The sequence below is a fragment of the Deinococcus metalli genome (genome assembly GCF_014201805.1).
GTDB classification, from domain to species: domain Bacteria; phylum Deinococcota; class Deinococci; order Deinococcales; family Deinococcaceae; genus Deinococcus; species Deinococcus metalli.
Window position 1 is genome coordinate 390,470 of the sequence record NZ_JACHFK010000003.1, and the last position, 17,787, is coordinate 408,256.

14 protein-coding genes are annotated in these 17,787 nt (G+C 69.8%); 3 read left to right on the top strand and 11 right to left on the bottom strand.

Annotated features, from left to right (window positions below):
• Positions 1 to 18 precede the first annotated feature (18 nt).
• Positions 19 to 891, bottom strand: coding sequence for a LysR family transcriptional regulator (locus tag HNQ07_RS08945; RefSeq protein ID WP_184110832.1), 873 nt, complete (start codon positions 889 to 891; stop codon positions 19 to 21).
• 71 nt (positions 892 to 962) lie between these two features.
• Between HNQ07_RS08945 and HNQ07_RS08950 the strand changes: the two genes are divergently transcribed.
• Complete coding sequence (locus HNQ07_RS08950) at positions 963 to 1,745, top strand: class I SAM-dependent methyltransferase (RefSeq protein ID WP_184110834.1); 783 nt, start codon at positions 963 to 965, stop codon at positions 1,743 to 1,745.
• A 13-nt stretch (positions 1,746 to 1,758) separates the two neighbouring features.
• On the opposite strand, the gene ubiE is transcribed toward HNQ07_RS08950, so the two are convergent.
• The 10 genes from ubiE to lpdA all read right to left on the bottom strand — a co-directional run bounded on the left by ubiE (position 1,759) and on the right by lpdA (position 11,978).
• On the bottom strand, positions 1,759 to 2,478 hold the full coding sequence (gene ubiE / locus HNQ07_RS08955; protein ID WP_184110835.1) for a bifunctional demethylmenaquinone methyltransferase/2-methoxy-6-polyprenyl-1,4-benzoquinol methylase UbiE: 720 nt from the start codon (positions 2,476 to 2,478) through the stop codon (positions 1,759 to 1,761).
• Between the two features lie 43 nt (positions 2,479 to 2,521).
• Complete coding sequence (locus HNQ07_RS08960) at positions 2,522 to 2,899, bottom strand: GNAT family N-acetyltransferase (protein ID WP_229831874.1); 378 nt, start codon at positions 2,897 to 2,899, stop codon at positions 2,522 to 2,524.
• A gap of 11 nt (positions 2,900 to 2,910) precedes the next feature.
• Positions 2,911 to 4,098, bottom strand: coding sequence for a glycine C-acetyltransferase (locus HNQ07_RS08965; RefSeq protein ID WP_184110836.1), 1,188 nt, complete (start codon positions 4,096 to 4,098; stop codon positions 2,911 to 2,913).
• A gap of 61 nt (positions 4,099 to 4,159) precedes the next feature.
• The gene (locus tag HNQ07_RS08970) at positions 4,160 to 4,582 is read right to left on the bottom strand and encodes a tautomerase family protein (RefSeq protein WP_184110837.1); all 423 of its coding nucleotides are present in this window, start codon (positions 4,580 to 4,582) and stop codon (positions 4,160 to 4,162) included.
• Between the two features lie 48 nt (positions 4,583 to 4,630).
• Positions 4,631 to 6,046 carry an MFS transporter gene (locus tag HNQ07_RS08975; RefSeq protein ID WP_184110838.1) on the bottom strand — a complete coding sequence of 472 codons (1,416 nt, stop codon included), beginning with the start codon at positions 6,044 to 6,046 and terminating at the stop codon, positions 4,631 to 4,633.
• Positions 6,047 to 6,146: 100 nt separating this feature from the next.
• Positions 6,147 to 6,734, bottom strand: a complete 588-nt coding sequence (locus HNQ07_RS08980; RefSeq protein ID WP_184110839.1) for a TetR/AcrR family transcriptional regulator — start codon at positions 6,732 to 6,734, stop codon at positions 6,147 to 6,149.
• 102 nt (positions 6,735 to 6,836) lie between these two features.
• Positions 6,837 to 8,795 carry an APC family permease gene (locus HNQ07_RS08985; protein ID WP_221274866.1) on the bottom strand — a complete coding sequence of 653 codons (1,959 nt, stop codon included), beginning with the start codon at positions 8,793 to 8,795 and terminating at the stop codon, positions 6,837 to 6,839.
• Positions 8,796 to 8,931: 136 nt separating this feature from the next.
• Positions 8,932 to 9,561, bottom strand: coding sequence for a hypothetical protein (locus HNQ07_RS08990; protein ID WP_184110840.1), 630 nt, complete (start codon positions 9,559 to 9,561; stop codon positions 8,932 to 8,934).
• Entirely contained in the window at positions 9,558 to 10,190 is a 633-nt protein-coding gene (locus HNQ07_RS08995) for a hypothetical protein (RefSeq protein WP_184110842.1), read from the bottom strand. Before HNQ07_RS08995 ends, HNQ07_RS08990 begins: the two co-directional genes overlap by 4 nt.
• A gap of 384 nt (positions 10,191 to 10,574) precedes the next feature.
• Complete coding sequence (gene lpdA, locus HNQ07_RS09000) at positions 10,575 to 11,978, bottom strand: dihydrolipoyl dehydrogenase (RefSeq protein ID WP_184110844.1); 1,404 nt, start codon at positions 11,976 to 11,978, stop codon at positions 10,575 to 10,577.
• A 185-nt stretch (positions 11,979 to 12,163) separates the two neighbouring features.
• Here lpdA and HNQ07_RS09005 point away from each other — a divergent pair, with 185 nt between their 5' ends.
• Together HNQ07_RS09005 and dnaE are read left to right on the top strand one after the other, a co-directional pair.
• Positions 12,164 to 13,600, top strand: coding sequence for a hypothetical protein (locus HNQ07_RS09005; protein ID WP_184110847.1), 1,437 nt, complete (start codon positions 12,164 to 12,166; stop codon positions 13,598 to 13,600).
• A 96-nt stretch (positions 13,601 to 13,696) separates the two neighbouring features.
• Positions 13,697 to 17,722 carry a DNA polymerase III subunit alpha gene (gene dnaE, locus HNQ07_RS09010; protein ID WP_184110849.1) on the top strand — a complete coding sequence of 1,342 codons (4,026 nt, stop codon included), beginning with the start codon at positions 13,697 to 13,699 and terminating at the stop codon, positions 17,720 to 17,722.
• Positions 17,723 to 17,787: the final 65 nt, after the last annotated feature.

Sequence of the window (17,787 nt, forward strand, 5' to 3'; positions counted from 1 at the left end):
AAGCGCTGCCCGGCGGGTTCAGCGTTTCAGGGCGGCCACCAGCGCCAGTAGATCCGCGCGCTCCTCGTCCGCTGTGCGCACGACCACGGACCAGCGGGCGGCCGGGATCAGGGCGTGCACCGGCCACAGCTCGGCCACCTGGGCGGCGTCCAGGGCCTCCTGCGCGGCGTAGGCCGGCACCACGCTCGCGCCCAGGCCCAGCGCCACGGCCCGCACCACCGCCCGCAGGTCCGGCGCGACCAGCGCCTGCCGGGCCGCGAAGCGCGCGCCCAGCACGCCCGTGAAGAACCGCCGCGTGATCGGCAGCTCCACGCTGTAACTCACCCACGACCGGGCATTCAGCCACGCGGCCAGGTCCGCCAGCGTGTCCGGCACGTCCGCCCGCCACCCGGCCGGGCCGATCAGCGCGTAGGGCACCGGCGCCACCTCCTGCGCGCTGAGGTGCCGGCCCTCCGGCGCGGTCGTCACCAGCGCGGCGTCCAGCGTGCCCGCCCCGAGCGCGGCCAGCACGTCGCGGTCCGGGCCGAAGGTCACGTGCAGCGCGCGGTCCAGCCGGGCCACGCGGGGCAGGGCCAGGCCGTGCAGCACCTCCGGCGTCATGCCCAGGCGCAGCGGCGTGAGGACCGAGCGGCCGGGCCGCCGCAGCCCCTGGTCCGCCAGGGCGAGGCGGTCCACGCTGTCGGCCACCTGCGCGTACAGCAGCTTGCCGCGCTCGGTGGGCACCACGCCGCGCGGCGTGCGCGTGAACAGCGGCTCGCCCACCCGCGCTTCGAGCGCCGCGAGCTGGGCGCTCACCGCCGGCTGCGTCAGGTGGCGTTCACGGGCCGCGCCGCTCACGCTGCCCGTGCGGTACACCGCGACGAACACCCGGAACCCGTCCAGCGAGGCCATTACCTCCGCTTATACCCCATGCCCGGCACGCCGATTTGGAGATATGCCCAGATCGGGCGCACACTCCGGGCATGAGCGACCCGACGTCCAGCGCCACACAGTTCAACGCCCACGCCGACAAGTACGCCGCGAGCGAGGTGCACCGCTCCGGCGCCAGCCTGCCCGTGCTGCTCGACTTCGCTGCGCCCGGGCCGAACGACGACGCGCTGGACGTGGCGACCGGCACCGGCAACACGGCGCTGGCCCTGGCGCCGCACGTGGCCCGCGTGACCGGCCTGGACCTGGCTGAGGGGATGCTCGAGCACGCCCGCGCCCGGGCTTCGGCCGAGGGCCAGCGCAACGCCACCTTCGTGGTCGGCAGCGCGGAGGCCCTGCCCTTTCCGGATGCGTCCTTCACGCTGGTCACGTCGCGGCACGCGCCGCACCACTTCCATGACCTGGGCCGCTTCCTGGCCGAGGCCCACCGCGTCCTGACGCCCGGCGGCCGGCTGGTGGTCGCCGACCAGATCAGCCCCACGCCGGAGCTTCAGCCGTGGATCGACATGTACCAGCGGCGGCGCGATCCCAGCCACGTCCAGCAGCGCACGGTCGCCGCGTGGCGTGACCTGGCCGAGGGAGCGGGGCTTCGCTGGGCCGTTCAGACCGTGGTGCCCTACCGCCTGGACTTCGCGTGGTGGACGGCCCAGAGCGGCACCAGCCTGGACGCCGTGCAGGAACTGCGCGACTCCGTGGCCACGCTCACGCCGGCCGAGCAGGCGGCCATCGGGGCCGAGTTCGGCGCGGACGGCCACCTGCTCGCGCACGTGGATCAGATGATGGTCGTCCGGCTGGAGAAACCGGCGGCCGGGGCGTAGGAGACGGCCCCGGTCAGGTCTTGTCGCCCACGTGGATCGCCGCGATGCCGAAGGTCAGCAGGCGGTGGCGGGTGCGGAACCCGGTGGCCCGCATCAGCTGCGCGAGGGCTTCGGGGGGCGGAAAGGCCAGGACGCTCTCCGGCAGGTAGGTGTACGCGCCGGCGTTCCCGCTGATCAGACCGCCGATGCGCGGCAGCACGTGCTGGAAGTACACACGGAACGCGCTGCCCAGCAGCCCCGGGCGGGGCGGCGGGAACTCCAGGATCACGGCCCGGCCGCCCGGCGCGAGCACCCGCCAGAACTCCTCGAGACCGCGCGCGTAATCCGCAAAGTTCCGGAACCCGAACGCGCACGTGACCGTGTCGAAGTGCCCGTCCGGGTAGGGGAGGTCCAGCGCGTCGCCCTCCTCCAGCCGGATGTCCAGGTGACGCGCCCGCGCCTTCTCACGGCCCAGGTCGAGCATCTGGGGCACGAAATCCGAGCCGATCACCTCCGCCCCCGGCGCCCGCACCTTGAGTTCCAGCGCGAAGTCGGCGGTGCCGGTCGCCACGTCCAGCACCCGCCGGGGGGTCAGCGCCAGCGCCTCCTGCGCGGCGGCGCGGCGCCAGCCCCGGTCCACCCCGAGGCTCAGCACCCGGTTCAGCAGGTCGTAACGGGGCGCGATGCTGGCGAACATGTCCCGCACGTCCTGGGCCTTGTCCTGCCTGTCGCCCACGGGCGGCCGGTTCGTCATGGAGCCGATGATAGAGGGGAGGCGCCGGGACAGACGGGAAGCGTTACGTCAGTCTGAGCAGCCCGGCCGGGGTGGGCGTGAAGCCGCACGCCGCGTAGAAGCCGTGCAGGTGCGGCTCGTAGTCCACGTGCAGCCACTCCACCCCGCCGTGCTCCCGCGCGGCCTGCGCGGCCCGCCGCACCAGCTCCCCGCCGACGCCGCGCCGCTGCGCCGCCGGATGCACCGTCGTGTCGAGCAGGAAGGCGTGCGCGCCCCCGTCCCACGCGACGTTCACGAAGCCCACCAGGGCGTCGCCGTCGTGGGCGGTGATCCACGTCAGGGAGTGCTCCAGCACGGCCCGCCACGCCGCGCCGTCGTCATGTCCGCCCCACGCGGCTCGCCGGAGTGCGCCCAGCGCGGTCAGGTCGGGCCACGCGCGCACGCGGTAGGTGATCAGGAGATGATCCCCAGCGACCGCCCGACCTCGGCGTAGGCCTCCAGGGCGTGGTCCAGGTCGTCCCGCGTGTGCTCGGCGGTCACGATGTTGCGGATCCGCGCCAGGCCGCGCGGCACCGTCGGGAAGCCCAGGCCGACCGCGAACACGCCCCGGTCGAACAGCCGGCGGCTCGCCTCGAACGCGGCCGGCGCCTCCCCGAAGATGACGGGCGTGATCGGCGTGGTGCTGCCGAAGGTGTCGAAGCCCAGGCCCTGCAGCTCGGTCTTGAAGTACCGGGTGTTGTCCCACAGGCGTTCCATCAGTGTGGGGTCGCGCTGCACCTCGGTCAGCGCGGCGCTCAGTGCCCCGACGGTGGCGGGCGCCTGCGCGGTCGAGAACAGGTAGGGCCGGGCGCGGTTGATCAGCAGCTCGCGCAGGTCCGCGTGCCCGGCCGCGTAGCCGCCCACGCCGCCCCACGCCTTGCTCAGCGTACCCACCTGGATCACGTCGTCGGCGTCTTCAAGGCCGTAGTGGTGCACGGTGCCGCGTCCCTGCGCGCCCAGCACGCCGCTGCCGTGCGCGTCGTCCACGTACGTGACCGCGCCGTACCGCCGGGCGACCTCCACCAGTCGGTCCAGCGGCGCCACATCGCCGTCCATGGAGAACACGCCGTCGGTCACGACGAGTTTCAGGCCGTCCGTGTCGTTCTCCCGCAGCAGGCGCTCCAGGTCAGCCGGGTCGGCGTGCTTGTAGACCCTCTTCGTCGCCTTGGTCAGGCGCAGGCCGTCAATGATGCTGGCGTGGTTCAGCTCGTCGCTGATCACCACGTCCCCCTCGCGCAGCAGGGCGCCCAGCACGCCCTGGTTGGTGGTGAAGCCGCTGTGCAGCACCAGGGCGCTGCCGGTGTGCTTGAACTCGGCCAGTTGGGCCTCGAACTCCTCATGGATGCGGAGCGTTCCCGCAATCGTTCGCACCGCGCCGGCCCCGGCCCCCCACGCCTCCAGGTACTCGGCGGCCTTGGCCCTCAGGGCCGGGTGGTCCGCGAAGCCCAGGTAGTTGTTGCTGGCGAGGTTCACGACCTCCCGCCCGTCCACGCGCGTGCGGGCGCGGCTGGCGCTGTCCAGCACGCGCGGGTGGATCAGCAGCCCCTGGTCGCGCAGGCTGCCCAGGTCGGCACTCAGACGGTCGGACAGGGACGTCGGCATATCGGCAGTGTAGGGTCGCCCCGGCCGCCATGTCCGTGAGGGGAGGACGCCGGACCGGAGCCTAGCCCCCGGCGAGTTCCCTGCGGGCCGCGAGGACGATCTCCTCGTTGGTGTGGGCATGCCCGGCGATGCCCCAGCCGCCGTCCGGCGATTCGGACAGCGTGACCCACGTGCGCGCGGCGAGGGTGTCGTCCCCGGCGGCCTGCGCGACGAGCCGCGTGAGATCGGTCACCACGCCGAGCTGCTTGGCGCGGTCGAGCGTGCCCACCGGCGTGAGCACGTGCACGCGCACCATGCGGCGGTCTCCGCCGGCCGTGCCGAAGGCGTCCGGGTCGAGTTCATGGATGAAGGCGGCGGTGTTGTCGCGGAACAGGGCCAGATCCGGTACGCCCTCCCATCGCATGACGGCCTGCGAGAGGGCGACGGCGAGGGCGTGCTTGTCGGCGAACAGTCCGGCGGGCGCGGTGACATCGATCATGGGCATGGTGGGTCTCCTGGAATGGGGCGGGGCTGTGAGGTGGGGGGACGGAGATCAGGTGCCCTCGTTCGCCGGCCGGGCCGCCGCGGCGCCTGCCGGGCTCGACAGCCCGATCCACACGCCGGCCGCGCCCGCGAGCACCACCGCGCCGATCACGACGGCCGCGCTGTGCAGGCCGGCCAGGAAGCCCACGCTGCCGTCGCCGCTGCGGGCGATCAGGGCGCCCCACGTGGCAATGCCGAGGGCGACGCCCATCTGCCGCATGGCGGCGAGGACGCTGGAGGCCTGACTGGCCTGTGCGGCCGGGGCGCTGCTGACCGTGGCGGTCGTCAGGGCGCTGTTCGCGAAGCCGGTGCCCACGCCCATGACGAAAAACTCGGCGGCCAGGATCACCGGGGACGCGCCCACGCGCAGGCCCAGCACCAGCAGCAGGCCCACGCCGATCAGGGCCAGGCCGCCCGCTCCGACCCCGCGCACGCCGATGCGTGAGACCAGCCGCCCGCCGAGCGGGGACGCCACACCGATCCCGATGGGAAACAGCGCGGTGATGAGGCCGGCGCGCGTGGCGGAGACGTGCTCGACGCCCTGGAGAAACAGCGTGATGAACACCAGCAGCCCGAACGGCCCGAACGACGCGACGAGCGAGCCGACGTTCGCGGTGGTGAACGCCCGGTGGCGGAACAGGGTCAGGTCCACCAGCGGGTGGGGACTGCGGCCCTCCACGGCCACGAACAGGGCGGCGGCGAGCAGGGCCGTACCCACGCAGGCGAGCACCGGCGCGGAACTCCAGCCCAGCACGTTGCCCTGGGACAGGCCGTAGGCGAGCGTGGCGAGGGCCGTAACCGCCAAGATCACGCCGGGAACGTCGATGGGCCGGGGCCGGGGCGGCGCCAGTTCGCGGGTGCGCCGGGCCGTGAAGAGCAGCGTGCCCAGCGCTGTCGCGGCCACCGTCCAGAACACGGCGGCGGAGCCGAGCGTGTCGATGATGGTGCCGCCCAGCAGAGGGCCCACGGCGATGCCCAGTCCAGACACGCCCGCCCACAGGCCGATGGCGCGGGCACGGGCGGCGCCGTCGGTGAAGGCCAGCGTGAGCAGCACCAGGGTCGCGGGCTGGATCACGGCGGAGCTGAGTCCTTGGAGGGCCCGTCCGGCCAGGATCACGCCGAAGCTGGGGGCCAGGGCGCTGATGGTGGCGCCGACCACGCCGAGCGTGAGCCCGGCCAGCAGCACGCGCCGGAACCCGAAGCGGTCACCCAGCAGGCCGCCCGCCAGCAGCATGGCCGCGAAGACGATGTTGTACACGTTCGCCACCCACGGCACGTCGTGCGCTCCCACGCCGAAGACGCGCCCCAGCGTGGGCAGCGCTGGATTCACGATGGACACGTTCAGCATGACCACGATCACCGCCAGGGAACTGGCCGTCAGGGTGGCCCGCTGGAGCGATGCAGAATCGGCGCGGGGAGCGGTCATGCCCCAGAGTATGATGACCATCATATAAATGGAAGGGGGAGGCGGCCACGGCAGGGCGGCCCATCCCAGATGCAGGATGGGCCGCCGTCCGTCAGGAGATCTAGCCGGTGCCGGGCGTGTGCCGGCGCATCAGTTCGTCGCGGGTGGCCTTCAGTACCTCGTCACTCAGAGCCGGGTCGCACACGGCGCGCGACAGGGCCAGCGCGCCCACCATGCCGGCCAGGGTCGCTAGGGCGTCGGCACGGCGGGCCGCCGCATCCGGCGCCGTGGACAGCTCACTCATGTCGGCGATCAGGCGTTCCAGCGAGGCGGTCAGGGCGCCGCGCACCGCCTGCGGCTGCCGGGCCACCTCGCCGCTCAGGGCGGGCAGGACGCAGCCGGTGGCCGGATGGTCGCGGTGCGCGCGGTTGACGTACCCTCGCACGACGCCTGCCAGTCCCTCGCCGGCCTCGCGGGCGGCCTGGACCCGTGGATGCACGGCGGCGTCTAGGCCGCCCGCGAGCACCTCGCCCACGAGTTCGTCCTTGCTCTGAAAATGCGCGTAGAACCCGCCGTGGGTGAGGCCCGCCTTGCCCATCACCCGGGCGACGCCGACGCCGTCGATGCCCTCGGTCTTGAAGGCCTCGGTGGCCGCCTGCACGATCCGCTCGCGCGTGTGTTGACGATGGTCCTTCGGGTAGCGTGCCACGCTGCATCCTCCCGGAACCTCGGCGTTCCGTCGACCTGCCGTTCAGGTCAGGCCCCCCAGTGTATGACGACCGTCATACCATGACCGTGACGCGTTCCGGCGTCACCCGCCCACGTGCACGATCGGCCGGCGGTCCCGGTCGGGTTCGGCGCGCCGCAGGATCTCGCGCGTCAGGGGCGGCACGTCGCCGCGCCCGCCGATCACGAAATCCAGCGCCAGGGGCAGCGGGCTCTGCTCGGACCAGCGCATGTACACCTGCGGCGGCGCGCCCTTGCCGCGCAGGTGCAGCATCACCGCCGCAATCGTGTTCGGCACGCTGGAGCCCGTCGCCTTGAGCACTCCGTATGCCCCCACTTGAAAGCCCGTGACCTCCACCACGTCGGTGAACTCGCTCGCGTCGTCGACCTCGACCTCCAGGAAGATGAACGGCTGCTCAGGCGGCAGGTGCACCATCTGGCGCACGCGCATCTCCTGCTTGCGGTACTCCTCCTCCGAAGAGCGGCCTGGGTAGTGCGACACCAGCCGCAGAGGCCGGATCGGGGACGCCTTGAGCAGCCGGATGGCCGATTCGTCGAGCTGCACGCTGCTGACCCGCAGCTCGAACGACCGCGACACCCGCGAGCTGATGCCCACCGCCAGCACCAGCACGATGAACAGCGCCGCGATGTACAGGCCCTGCGGGTTGCTGATCACTGTGACGGCGCTGGTGTACACGAAGATCGCGCTGATCACGCCGAAGGCCCACGCCCGGCCCCGCTGGCGTCGGCGCGCCGCACTCAGGGCCACCGCGACTGCCGCGCTGGTCATCATGGCGAGCACGCCCGTGGCGTAGGCGGCCGCCTGGTTGTCCACGTTCGCGCGGAACGCCAGGGTGACCACCACGCAGATCAGCACGAAGATCAGCACCAGCGGCCGGTGCACGCGGCTCCACTCCGGGGCCATGCCGTAGCGCGGCAGGTAGCGCGGCACGATGTTCAGCAGGCCCGCCATGGCCGACGCCCCCGCGAACCACAGGATGCCGATGGTGCTGACGTCGTAGGCCGTGCCCAGCAGCCCGCCCAGGTGCTCGTGCGCCAGGTACGCCAGGGCGCGGCCGTTCGCCTCACCGCCCGGCTGGAACAGCGGCGCGGGAATCAGCAGGGTCGTGACCACGCTGCTCGCGATCAGGAACACGCTCATCAGCAGCGCGGCCGTGGTGAGCAGGCGCTTGCCGTTGCGGATGCGCCCGACGGGCTCGGCCTCGGTGTCGCCCGGATCGCCCTTGATCAGCGGCATGACCACCACGCCCGTCTCGAAGCCCGACAGGCCCAGCGCCAGCTTCGGGAACACCAGCAGCGCCGCGCCGACCACGGCCAGCGGCGACGCGTACCCCTGCTGCAGCGCGCCCAGCCAGTCCCCGATCACGTGCGGCTGCGCGCCGATCATCGCGGCCGACTGGCCGATCACGACCGCGCTCAGGCCCAGGTACACCGCCACCAGCACCACCGCGATGCCGATCGCTTCCTTGAAGCCCTTGATGAACACCATGCCCAGCAGCAGGATCAGCAGCAGCGTCACCAGGATCTCGTGCCCGCCCACCAGCGGCTTCATGAACGGGTTTTCCGTGATGTGCGCCGCCGCGTCGGCCGCCGACAGCGTGATCGTGATGATGAAGCCCGTGGCCACGAAACCGATCAGGGTGAGCACCAGGAACTTGCCCGGCCAGTACGTGAGCAGGCGCTCCAGCATGCTGATCGAGCCGTCGCCGTGCGGGCTCTGTTCGGCCACGCGGCGGTACATCGGCAGCGCCCCGAATAGCGTGACCAGCACCAGCACCAGCGTGGCGATGGGCGACAGCGCGCCCGCCGCCAGCGCCGCGATGCCCGGCTGGTAGCCCAGCGTGGAGAAATAGTCCACGCCCGTCAGGCACATCACCTTCCACCACGGGTGCGTCTGGTGCCGGGCCTGCGCCTTCTTCTCGGGTTCGTAGAACCCCTCGGGCTCCTGAACGGGCTCGTCCTGCACCAGCCAACGGGAGACGTCCTCGATGATGGGGTGGGGCGCACGCTTGGCAGAAGGCATTCCGAGCACAGTATCCACCCCCGCTGCGCGCCATGTGGTGCGCCTCCATAGGGGGGAGCCGGGCGGGGACAGCCGGCCAGACAGCGCGAGAACCGGGAGCAGCCGCGCGAGGCCCTCCCGGTTGCCCCACCGATGCTTACTGGCTGGTTTCGGGCGTGGGCAGGTGCAGGGTCGTGCGGTACACGGCGCTGCTGCTCAGCGTGCGCTGGTACGTGGCCGTGTCGCGCGGCAGGAACACGTAGTGCTCGGCGCGCGACCAGCCGCTGCTCAGCGTCCAGGTCTGGTGCATGTTCGGCTCGGCCGTCGTGAAGTCCACCGTGACCGCCGCGCTGGCATACGCCACCCGGTCGTGGCTCAGCAGGGCCAGATTTTCGCCTGCGTCGCGCGTGCCGTTGGTGTTCTTGTCCTGCCACATCAGCCAGTGCAGCAGCAGCACTTTCGTGCCGGCCGGGCTGACCGTCGGGGTGCCCACCACGCCCGCCGGCAGCAGCGTCTCGACCGGTACCGCCTGCGACGCCGTGGCCGTCCACTTGGCCGGATCGACCGGGACCGAGGTGTTTCCGACCGGCACGCCGATCTGGTACACGCTCGTGCCGCTGTCGGTCAGCAGGTTCAGGTACGCGTTCGCCGGCGCGGCCGGGAAGCGCACCTCCGCTCCGGTCGGCAGCGGCGGCCGGCCACCATCTGGCGTGGCCGGCGCCGCGCTACACGCCATCAGCCCCAGGGGCAGCAGCCCCAGCACGCCCGTCATCAGCACCCGTTTCATTTCAACCCCCCGCGGACACCCATGCTCGTCAGGCGGTCACTGTCCACATGCATGCGGATCGCGATGCCCAGGTCCGCCGTGGGCACCGAGTTCATGCTCACCACGTACCGGTCCGGTGTGGCCGTGGGCTGCAGCACCTCGTGCCGCACCAGGCTCCAGCCGTTCGTCCGCGTGCCCGACTCGGTGGACCGGCTGTCCGGGCTGGTGAACGAGTACGTGAACGCGCTGTTGGCGTAGCTGTAGATGTCGTGCGTGAGGTACAGCTCCTCGGTGCTTTCCGGCGAGTTGTTGCTGTTGCGGTCCCGGAACAGCGTGAAGTAGACATTGCAGGTCTTCACAGTGTCCGGCGACACCACCACACTCTGCATGCCGGAGGCCTCTCCCGTCTTGAACGCCGAGATGCACAGCGGATTCGACTTCACCGTGTTCAGGCTGTCCGCGTATAGGCTCAGGGTCGCAGTATTCACGCTCGCCCCGCTCCCGCCGGAGCCGCCCACGTACCCCATGCTCAGCACCTTGACCGCCGCCGGGCCGCCGGGCGTTGCCTGCTCGAAGTAGATCGCTGCCAGCCGCAGGTCCGCCGAGGCCGGGGTGTCCGGGAAGCTGAAATTCAGCGTCAGCGGGGCCACGTAGGGCGGGTACGTCCTGGGACATGCTGTGAGCAGGGCAAGCAGCGCCGCGCCCGCTCCTGCCAACTTCACCGACCTTGGAATACTGGGTATGTTCACAATTGCACGGTAACGGCTCTCCGATCGGCCCGTGGAAGATATGACCAGAACTGACCGGAACCTGACGGCAGGTTAGACGTACGAGGGGAGACGTAGTGTCCACGAGTGCCGTCCAGTAGGGGTAAACCAGGGCTGTCTCGCCCCTCGTTTCGCTGAAGTCAGGGGTGATGGAGTAGGTCAGCTGATTACGGCGCCTACTCCGGTCGCCGTCCTGTAAATGCAAAACCCCCGGGCCGCCCCGGGGATTCTTTCGCTGCTCGCTTCGCTCGGCCCTGCGGGCGGCGATTACCTGTTCATGATATGGATCGCCTGCTTGTGCACGGCCTCGGCGGCCTCCAGCACGCTCTCGCCCAGGGTCGGGTGGGCGTGGATGGTCAGGGCGATGTCGCTGGCGGTCGCGGCCATCTCCAGGGCCAGGCCGGCTTCACCCAGCAGGTCGCTGGCGTGCGGCCCGACGATGTGCACGCCCAGCAGCAGGTCGGTGTCCTTCTCCACAACCATCTTCACGAAGCCGTCGGTCTGTTGCAGGGTCATGGCGCGCCCCGAGGCCGACAGGGGAAACACGCCGGTCTTGACCGCATAGCCTTTGTCCTTGGCTTCCTGTTCGGTGAGGCCGACCCACGCGAGTTCCGGGCTGGTGTACACGACGCCGGGAATGGCGACGGCGTCCTGCTCGGCGGGTTTGCCGGCGATGACCTCGGCGGCGACCAGGCCCTCTTTCATGGCCTTGTGCGCCAGCATGGGATTGCCGGCCACATCACCGATCGAGTAGATGTGCGGGATGTTCGTGCGCTGCCTGGTGTCGGCGGGAATAAACCCGCGCTCGGTCACGGTCACGCCGGCGGCCTGGGCGTTCAGGCCGTCCGTGCGGGGACGCCGACCCACCGCGACCAGCACGCGGTCGAAGACTTCCGTGGTCTTCTCGCCGGTCTTGACGTTCTCCAGCTCGACGTGAATGCCGTCCGCTTTCTTCTCGGCCCGGTTCGCCTTGGTCTGCACGGCGATCTCGATGCCCTGCTTGGTCATGGCCTTCTGGAATTCCTTCACGGCGTCGGCGTCGGCGCCGGGGATGATGTTCGGCAGGAACTCGATCACCTTCACCTTGCTGCCCATGTTCGTGTACACGTGCGCGAACTCGAAGCCGATCACGCCGCCGCCCACGCACAGCATCCGCGCGGGCACCGGGTCCGGCATGACCAGCGCGCCCGTGGAGTCCACGATGCCCACCTGATCCACTTCCAGGCCCGGCAGTTTGGCGGGTTCGGAGCCGGTGGCGATCATGATGTTCGCGGCCGTGACCGTCTTGTCGCCCACCTTCACGGTGTGGTCGTCCACGAAGCTGGCCTGCCCGATCAGCTGCGTGACCTTGTTCGCCTTGAACAGGCTGCTCACGCCGCCCGTGAGCTTCTTGACGATGCCGTCCTTCCAGCCGTTCAGCTTGGCGATGTCGAGGTTCTGGTTGCCGAAGGTCAGGCCGAAGTCGGCGGCGTGCCGTGCGGCCGCGATCTGCTCACCGGCGTGCAGCAGCGCCTTGGTGGGAATGCAGCCCACGTTCAGGCACACGCCGCCCACGGCCTCGCGCTCGGCGCAGGCGACCTTCAGGCCCAGCTGCGCGGCGCGGATCGCGGCGTGGTAGCCGCCGGGGCCCGCACCGATCACGAGCACGTCGTAGTCATAGGATTTCGTCATGCCGGCAGTCTACCGCCGGCCCCCTCGGGCCGTCACTGACTCGCCGCCATAGCTGGACGCGCACGATTCACAAGTGGGGCTGGTGAGTGGCCGGTTGTCCAGAGCGCTGGTGTGGTCACGCACTGGTCACGACCTCCTGCCTACCGTGCGACGTACTGGCTGGGACAGCCGGTAAGGAGGGCGGCATGGAACGGTGGGTGTGGGGACTTCTCAGTGTGGGAGTGGCGGTGGTGGCCCTGTGGGTGGCGGCCACGAGCTCCACCCTGCGCGCCTACGGCCTGAATCCGGAACCGGGCGTGCGTGCGGTGGTGGTGCGTGTGGACAACGTGTCGAGCACGGGCTTGGTGGCAGTCGTGTCCACGGTGGGTACCCAGGCGCAGCTGATCGCGGATTTTGACCAGAAGAACAGTGGCGGGGCGGCCAGGGATGTCACCCTGCGCCCGGTGCAGCTGTGGCAGAGCTGGCGTCCTGCCGACTGGCTGCAGCCGTCGCCGCAGGTCTGCACGTACACGTTGCAGCTCGGCAGCGACCTGAAGGAGCACGCCGCCATGTTCGACGAGGGCAGTCTGCTGTGGGTGAAGATTCCTCCGGCCCGCATCAACAGCTGTGACAACGACGCCAGTTCCGCCGCCGTCAGCGGGAACACGCCCATTCCGGTAACGGTGGCCGATGTGGGGCCTGTCGCGGTGTTCTCCGGGAACCTGCCGCGCGTGCTGATCCTGCTGCTGACCTTCGCGTGGCTGCTGTTCCTGATCCAGGCGATGGTGCCCGGCGGGCGCTTCACGGGCCTGAAGCGTCTGCTGGTGGGCAAGGACAACCGCTACAGCAACGCGCAGTTCCAGATGTTCGCGTGGTTCCTGGTGTTCATCGGCGGGTATGTCAGCACCCTGGTGTGGCGGATCGCCAGCGGGAACCTGCAGCTGGCCGTGGGCATCGCCTCTCCCACCACCCTGCTTGCGCTGACTGGCCTGGCCGCCGGTACCTACGGCCTGGCGACCGTGATCACCGCTGCCAACGCGGACTCGGGCCAATCGGTGAAGCCGCCCGCCGACGCGCCGCGCGTGGAGAACCTGTATACGGACGACGCCGGGCGCTTCGACTTCGGGGATTTCCAGTCGCTGGTCGTGACCCTCGTGGCGGTCGTCGGGTACCTGATCGCCCTGGCCGGGTGGCAGGAGACCGTGTTCCTGGGCAGCGAGACGACCCTGCCGGACGTGGGCGCGACGATCCTCACCATCTTCGGCGCGGGGCAGGCCACGTACCTGCTGAAAAAGGGACTGCGAACCGATGCGGTACACGACCTCGGCGTGACCCTGCAGCCGGACACCGTGACCCTGGACGCAGGTCGTGTGCACCCCGGTGCCCTGCTGCTCGACGTGTGGCACGCCGCAGCCGTGACCGTGACTGATCTGGCGGTCAGCCGTCAGCCGGCGGTGCCCGGGGGCGCGGGGACCGTGAGCGTGCCGGCCGTGGGCGCGGGCACGCGGATCACGGCCCAGCGCGACCAGTACCCGGTCACGGTGGACACCACCGCCCTCGCTCGCGGCGAGTACACCTTCGAACTCAGCGTCGGCACGGCCACCCTCACGCAGACGGTCGTGGGGCAGTTCCGGGTGGCGTGACCGGCCGCACGCCACGGACTGGCCTGCCGTGGTCCGCAGTGCTCGTCAACTCCACCCATCACAGCGCGCCGCCAGGCCCCGCCCTATCTTGTGGGCATGACCGCGCCCGAGCCGACTGCCCCCCAGAGCGGGCCACATATCCACACGCCGGACGGCTCCTGCTGCGCGCCCACGACGGCACCCGGCGGAAGCGTGCCCACCAGGTTCGCGCACCTGCACCAGCACACCCAGTACTCGCTGCTGGACGGCGCGGCCAAGCTGAAAGACCTGCTGAAATGGGCCAAGGAAGTCACGCCCGAGGGCTGCACGCCCGCCCTGGCCATGACGGACCACGGCAACATGCACGGCGCGGTGCACTTCTACAACTACGCGACCGGCATGGGCGTCAAGCCGATCATCGGCTACGAGGCCTACGTGGTGCCGGGCGAGGGCACGCGCCGCGACCGCACGCGCGGGCAGGACGGCGAGAAGGGCATCTTCCACCTGACCCTGCTGGCCCGCGACTTCCAGGGCTACCAGAACCTGTGCCGCCTCAGCAGCCGCGGCTACACCGAGGGGTACTACTACAAGCCCCGCATCGACCACGAACTGCTGCGCGAGCACCACAAGGGCGTGATCGCGTTCTCCGGGTGCCTGGGCAGTGAGGTGCAGCAGCTGCTGCTCCAGGGCCGCGAGGACGACGCGAAGAAGCGCCTGATGTGGTACCGCGAGCTGTTCGGCGAGAACTACTTCATCGAGATCCAGGACCACGGCCTGCCCGAGCAGAAGCGCAACAACCCGGTCCTGAAGGCGTGGGCGAACGAGCTGGGCATCGGGATGGTCGCCACGAACGACGGCCACTATGTCAAGAAGAGCGACGCGACCGCGCACGAGACGCTGCTCGCCATCCAGACGAAGGCCACGCTGGCCGACGAGAACCGATTCAAGTTCCCCTGCGACGAGTTCTACGTCAAGGACCTGACCGAGATGCAGGCCGCGTTGCCGCTGGCCGAATGGGGCGCGGAGGTCTTCGACAACACGTCCCTGGTCGCGGACATGTGCAACGTGGAGCTGCCGGTCGGCAAGAAGCGCGTGTACCAGATGCCGGCCCTGCCCATTCCCGAGGGCCGCACGATGGCCGAGGAACTGCGCGTACAGACCTACGCCGGGAGCCTGCGGCGCTACCCGCACCACGTGACCGAGGCGCTGCTGCGCGAGTACGCGGCGCGGTCCCTGGCCGCCCTGGACCCGGAGGAGCGCGAGCGGGTCACGCGGCGCACGGGCGGCTGCGACGCCCGCACCTGTGATCTGGACACCCTGCTGATCCTGATTGCCTTCATGGGCAGCGAGTGGGAGGCGCGTGGCAAGGCCGCCGGCGAGAAGTACACGAAGTACCCGGCGCTGGAGGTCATGGAGCAGGGAGCCGAGGCCGGGCCGCTCCCCGACTACGCGTGCACCGACTGGCAGCGCAGCAAGGGCGAGGCGAGCGATACCGCCATCCGCCTCGACCCCGGCAGCGAGGAGGAGACCACGTGCCGCGCCCACCACCAGCACGCGCTGGTGCTGCTGCGCCGCGCCGAGTACGAGCTGAGCGTCATCAACAACATGGGCTTCCCCGACTACTTCCTGATCGTGGCGGACTACATCAACTGGGCCAAGGACCAGGACATCAGCGTGGGACCGGGGCGTGGGTCGGGCGCCGGATCGCTGGTCGCGTACGCCATGCGCATCACGAACCTCGATCCCCTGGAGTTCGAGCTGCTGTTCGAGCGCTTCCTGAACCCCGACCGCATCTCGATGCCGGACTTCGATATCGACTTCAACGATGCCCGGCGCGGCGAGGTCATCCAGTACGTGCAGGACAAGTACGGCGAGGACAAGGTCGCGCAGATCGCCACCTTCGGGACGATGGCGAGCAAGGCGTGCCTGAAGGACGTGGCGCGCGTGATGGGCCTGGAGTACGCCAAGGTGGACAAGGTCTCCAAGCTCATTCCCATCAAGTTCGGCAAGAGCTACTCGCTGGAGCAGGCCCGGGACAGCGTGCCGGACATCCAGCAGATGCTCGCCGAGGACCAGCAGCTGCTGGAAGCCTACGAGTTCGCGCAGAAGCTCGAGGGCCTGACGCGCCACGCCAGCGTGCACGCGGCCGGCGTGGTGATCGGCAAGACGCAGCTCACGGACCTCGTGCCGGTCATGCGCGACACTTCGGGCGCGGGCATGGTGTGCCAGTACGACATGAAGGCCGTCGAGGACATTGGCCTGATCAAGATGGACTTCCTGGGCCTGCGCACCCTGTCGTTCCTCGACGAAGCGCGGCGGATCATGCGCGAGTCCAAGGGCATCGACATCGACTTCGACACCATTCCCTTCGACGACGCCAAGACCTACGAACTCATGAGCCGCGGCGACACCAAGGGCGTGTTCCAGCTTGAGGGCGCGGGCATCGCGGACGCGTCCCGGCGCCTCAAGCCCCGCCGCCTGGCCGACATCATCGCCCTGTCGGCGCTGTACCGCCCCGGCCCGATGGAGAACATCCCCACCTACGTCCGCCGCCACCACGGCCTGGAGGACGTCGATTACGTCCGCGACGGCTTCCCGGCCAGCGCGCAGTACCTCGAGAAGATCCTGGCCGAGACCTACGGCATTCCGGTGTACCAAGAACAGATCATGCAGATCGCGTCGGAAGTCGCCGGATTCTCGTTGGGCGGGGCCGACCTGCTGCGCCGCGCGATGGGCAAGAAGGACGTGGCCGAGATGGCCCGTCAGCGCGACCTGTTCGTGGAGGGAGCCAAGGGCAATAGTGTTCCGAAGGACGAGGCGAACAAGCTCTTCGACCTGCTGGACGCCTTCGCCAACTACGGCTTCAACAAGTCCCACTCGGCCGCGTACGGCGTGATCACGTACCAGACCGCGTGGCTCAAGGCCAATTATCCGGTCGAGTTCATGGCGGCCCTGCTGACCGTCGAACGCAAGGACTCCGACAAGGTCGCGGAGTACGTCTCCGACGCCCGCAAGATGGACGTGCGGGTGCTGCCGCCGGACATCAACCGCTCCGCCGCCGACTTCGCGGTGGCAGGCGAGGAGATCCTGTTCGGCCTGTATGCCATCAAGGGTCTGGGCGAGAACGCCGTGCTGAAGATCCTGGAGGAACGCGAACGCGCCGGGCGCTTCAAGTCGCTCGCGGACTTCTGCTCGCGCCTGGGCCACAAGGTCTGCAACCGCAAGGCCATGGAAAGCCTGATCAAGTCCGGGGCCTTCGACGCCTTCGGAGACCGTAAGCAGCTCGCCGAGAGCCTGGAAGATTCCATGACGTGGGCGCAGGGCGCCGCCGCTCTGGCCTCCAGTGGCATGGACGCCCTGTTCGGCGCGCAGGAAGTCGCCCCGGAACCCCGCCTGAAGACCGGCATCACCCCGTACACCGACCTGGAACGCCTCGCCATCGAGAAAGACGCCCTGGGCCTGTATATCTCTGGGCACCCGCTGGAGCAGCACGAGGGCCTGCGCGAGGCCGCCAGTTGCCGCATCAGCGATCTGGACACGTGGTTCCAGACGCAGAACGTCGCCCCTGGTAAACGCATCAAGGCCGTGCTGGCCGGAATGGTCGAGAGTGTGGTCAAGAAACCTACCAAGTCGGGCGGCATGATGGCGCGCTTCATCCTGGCCGATGAATCCGGGCAGACGGAACTCGTCGCCTTCAGCCGCGCCTACGACCGCATTCAGGACAAGCTGGTCAACGACACGCCCGCCCTGGTCATCGTCGAACTGGAAAGCGAGGACGGCGGCCTGCGCGCCATTGCCGAGGAACTCGTCAGCATCGAGCAACTCGCCGAAGTGCCCAAGGTCATGTACGTGACGATTGATCTGGAGACGGCCAGTCCCGACGCCGTGGGCGAATTCCAGAGCGTGCTGGACGAACACGCCGGCAGCATGCCCACGTACCTGCGCCTGGAAACGCCGGAGCAGTTCGTGGTGTACCAGCTCGACCACGGCATGGGCAGCCCCGAAGCGATCCGCGTGCTGAACCAGACCTTCCCGTGGGCGGAGGCGTACCTGGCCTACGACCAGCAGACCATCCTCGGCCGCTTCGCGCCCAAGCCGCCAGCGTGGATGAACAGGCAGCAGGGTGGGGGAATGCGGGCGTGAGCGGGGGGCAACCGGAGTCGGTCACCGCGTCCCACCCATGAAGAGGGGGCCATCCGCAGTCTGAC

Excerpts from the sequence above, each read along its gene's own strand:
- HNQ07_RS08970 (WP_184110837.1), bottom strand. The coding sequence starts at position 4,582 with ATGCCCATGATCGATGTCACCGCGCCCGCCGGACTGTTCGCCGACAAG.
- HNQ07_RS08985 (WP_221274866.1), bottom strand. The coding sequence starts at position 8,795 with ATGCCTTCTGCCAAGCGTGCGCCCCACCCCATCATCGAGGACGTCTCC.
- ubiE (WP_184110835.1), bottom strand. The coding sequence starts at position 2,478 with ATGACGAACCGGCCGCCCGTGGGCGACAGGCAGGACAAGGCCCAGGAC.
- HNQ07_RS08965 (WP_184110836.1), bottom strand. The coding sequence starts at position 4,098 with ATGCCGACGTCCCTGTCCGACCGTCTGAGTGCCGACCTGGGCAGCCTG.
- HNQ07_RS08950 (WP_184110834.1), top strand. The coding sequence starts at position 963 with ATGAGCGACCCGACGTCCAGCGCCACACAGTTCAACGCCCACGCCGAC.
- HNQ07_RS08990 (WP_184110840.1), bottom strand. The coding sequence starts at position 9,561 with ATGAAACGGGTGCTGATGACGGGCGTGCTGGGGCTGCTGCCCCTGGGG.
- dnaE (WP_184110849.1), top strand. The coding sequence starts at position 13,697 with ATGACCGCGCCCGAGCCGACTGCCCCCCAGAGCGGGCCACATATCCAC.
- lpdA (WP_184110844.1), bottom strand. The coding sequence starts at position 11,978 with ATGACGAAATCCTATGACTACGACGTGCTCGTGATCGGTGCGGGCCCC.
- HNQ07_RS08945 (WP_184110832.1), bottom strand. The coding sequence starts at position 891 with ATGGCCTCGCTGGACGGGTTCCGGGTGTTCGTCGCGGTGTACCGCACG.
- HNQ07_RS08975 (WP_184110838.1), bottom strand. The coding sequence starts at position 6,046 with ATGACCGCTCCCCGCGCCGATTCTGCATCGCTCCAGCGGGCCACCCTG.
- HNQ07_RS09005 (WP_184110847.1), top strand. The coding sequence starts at position 12,164 with ATGGAACGGTGGGTGTGGGGACTTCTCAGTGTGGGAGTGGCGGTGGTG.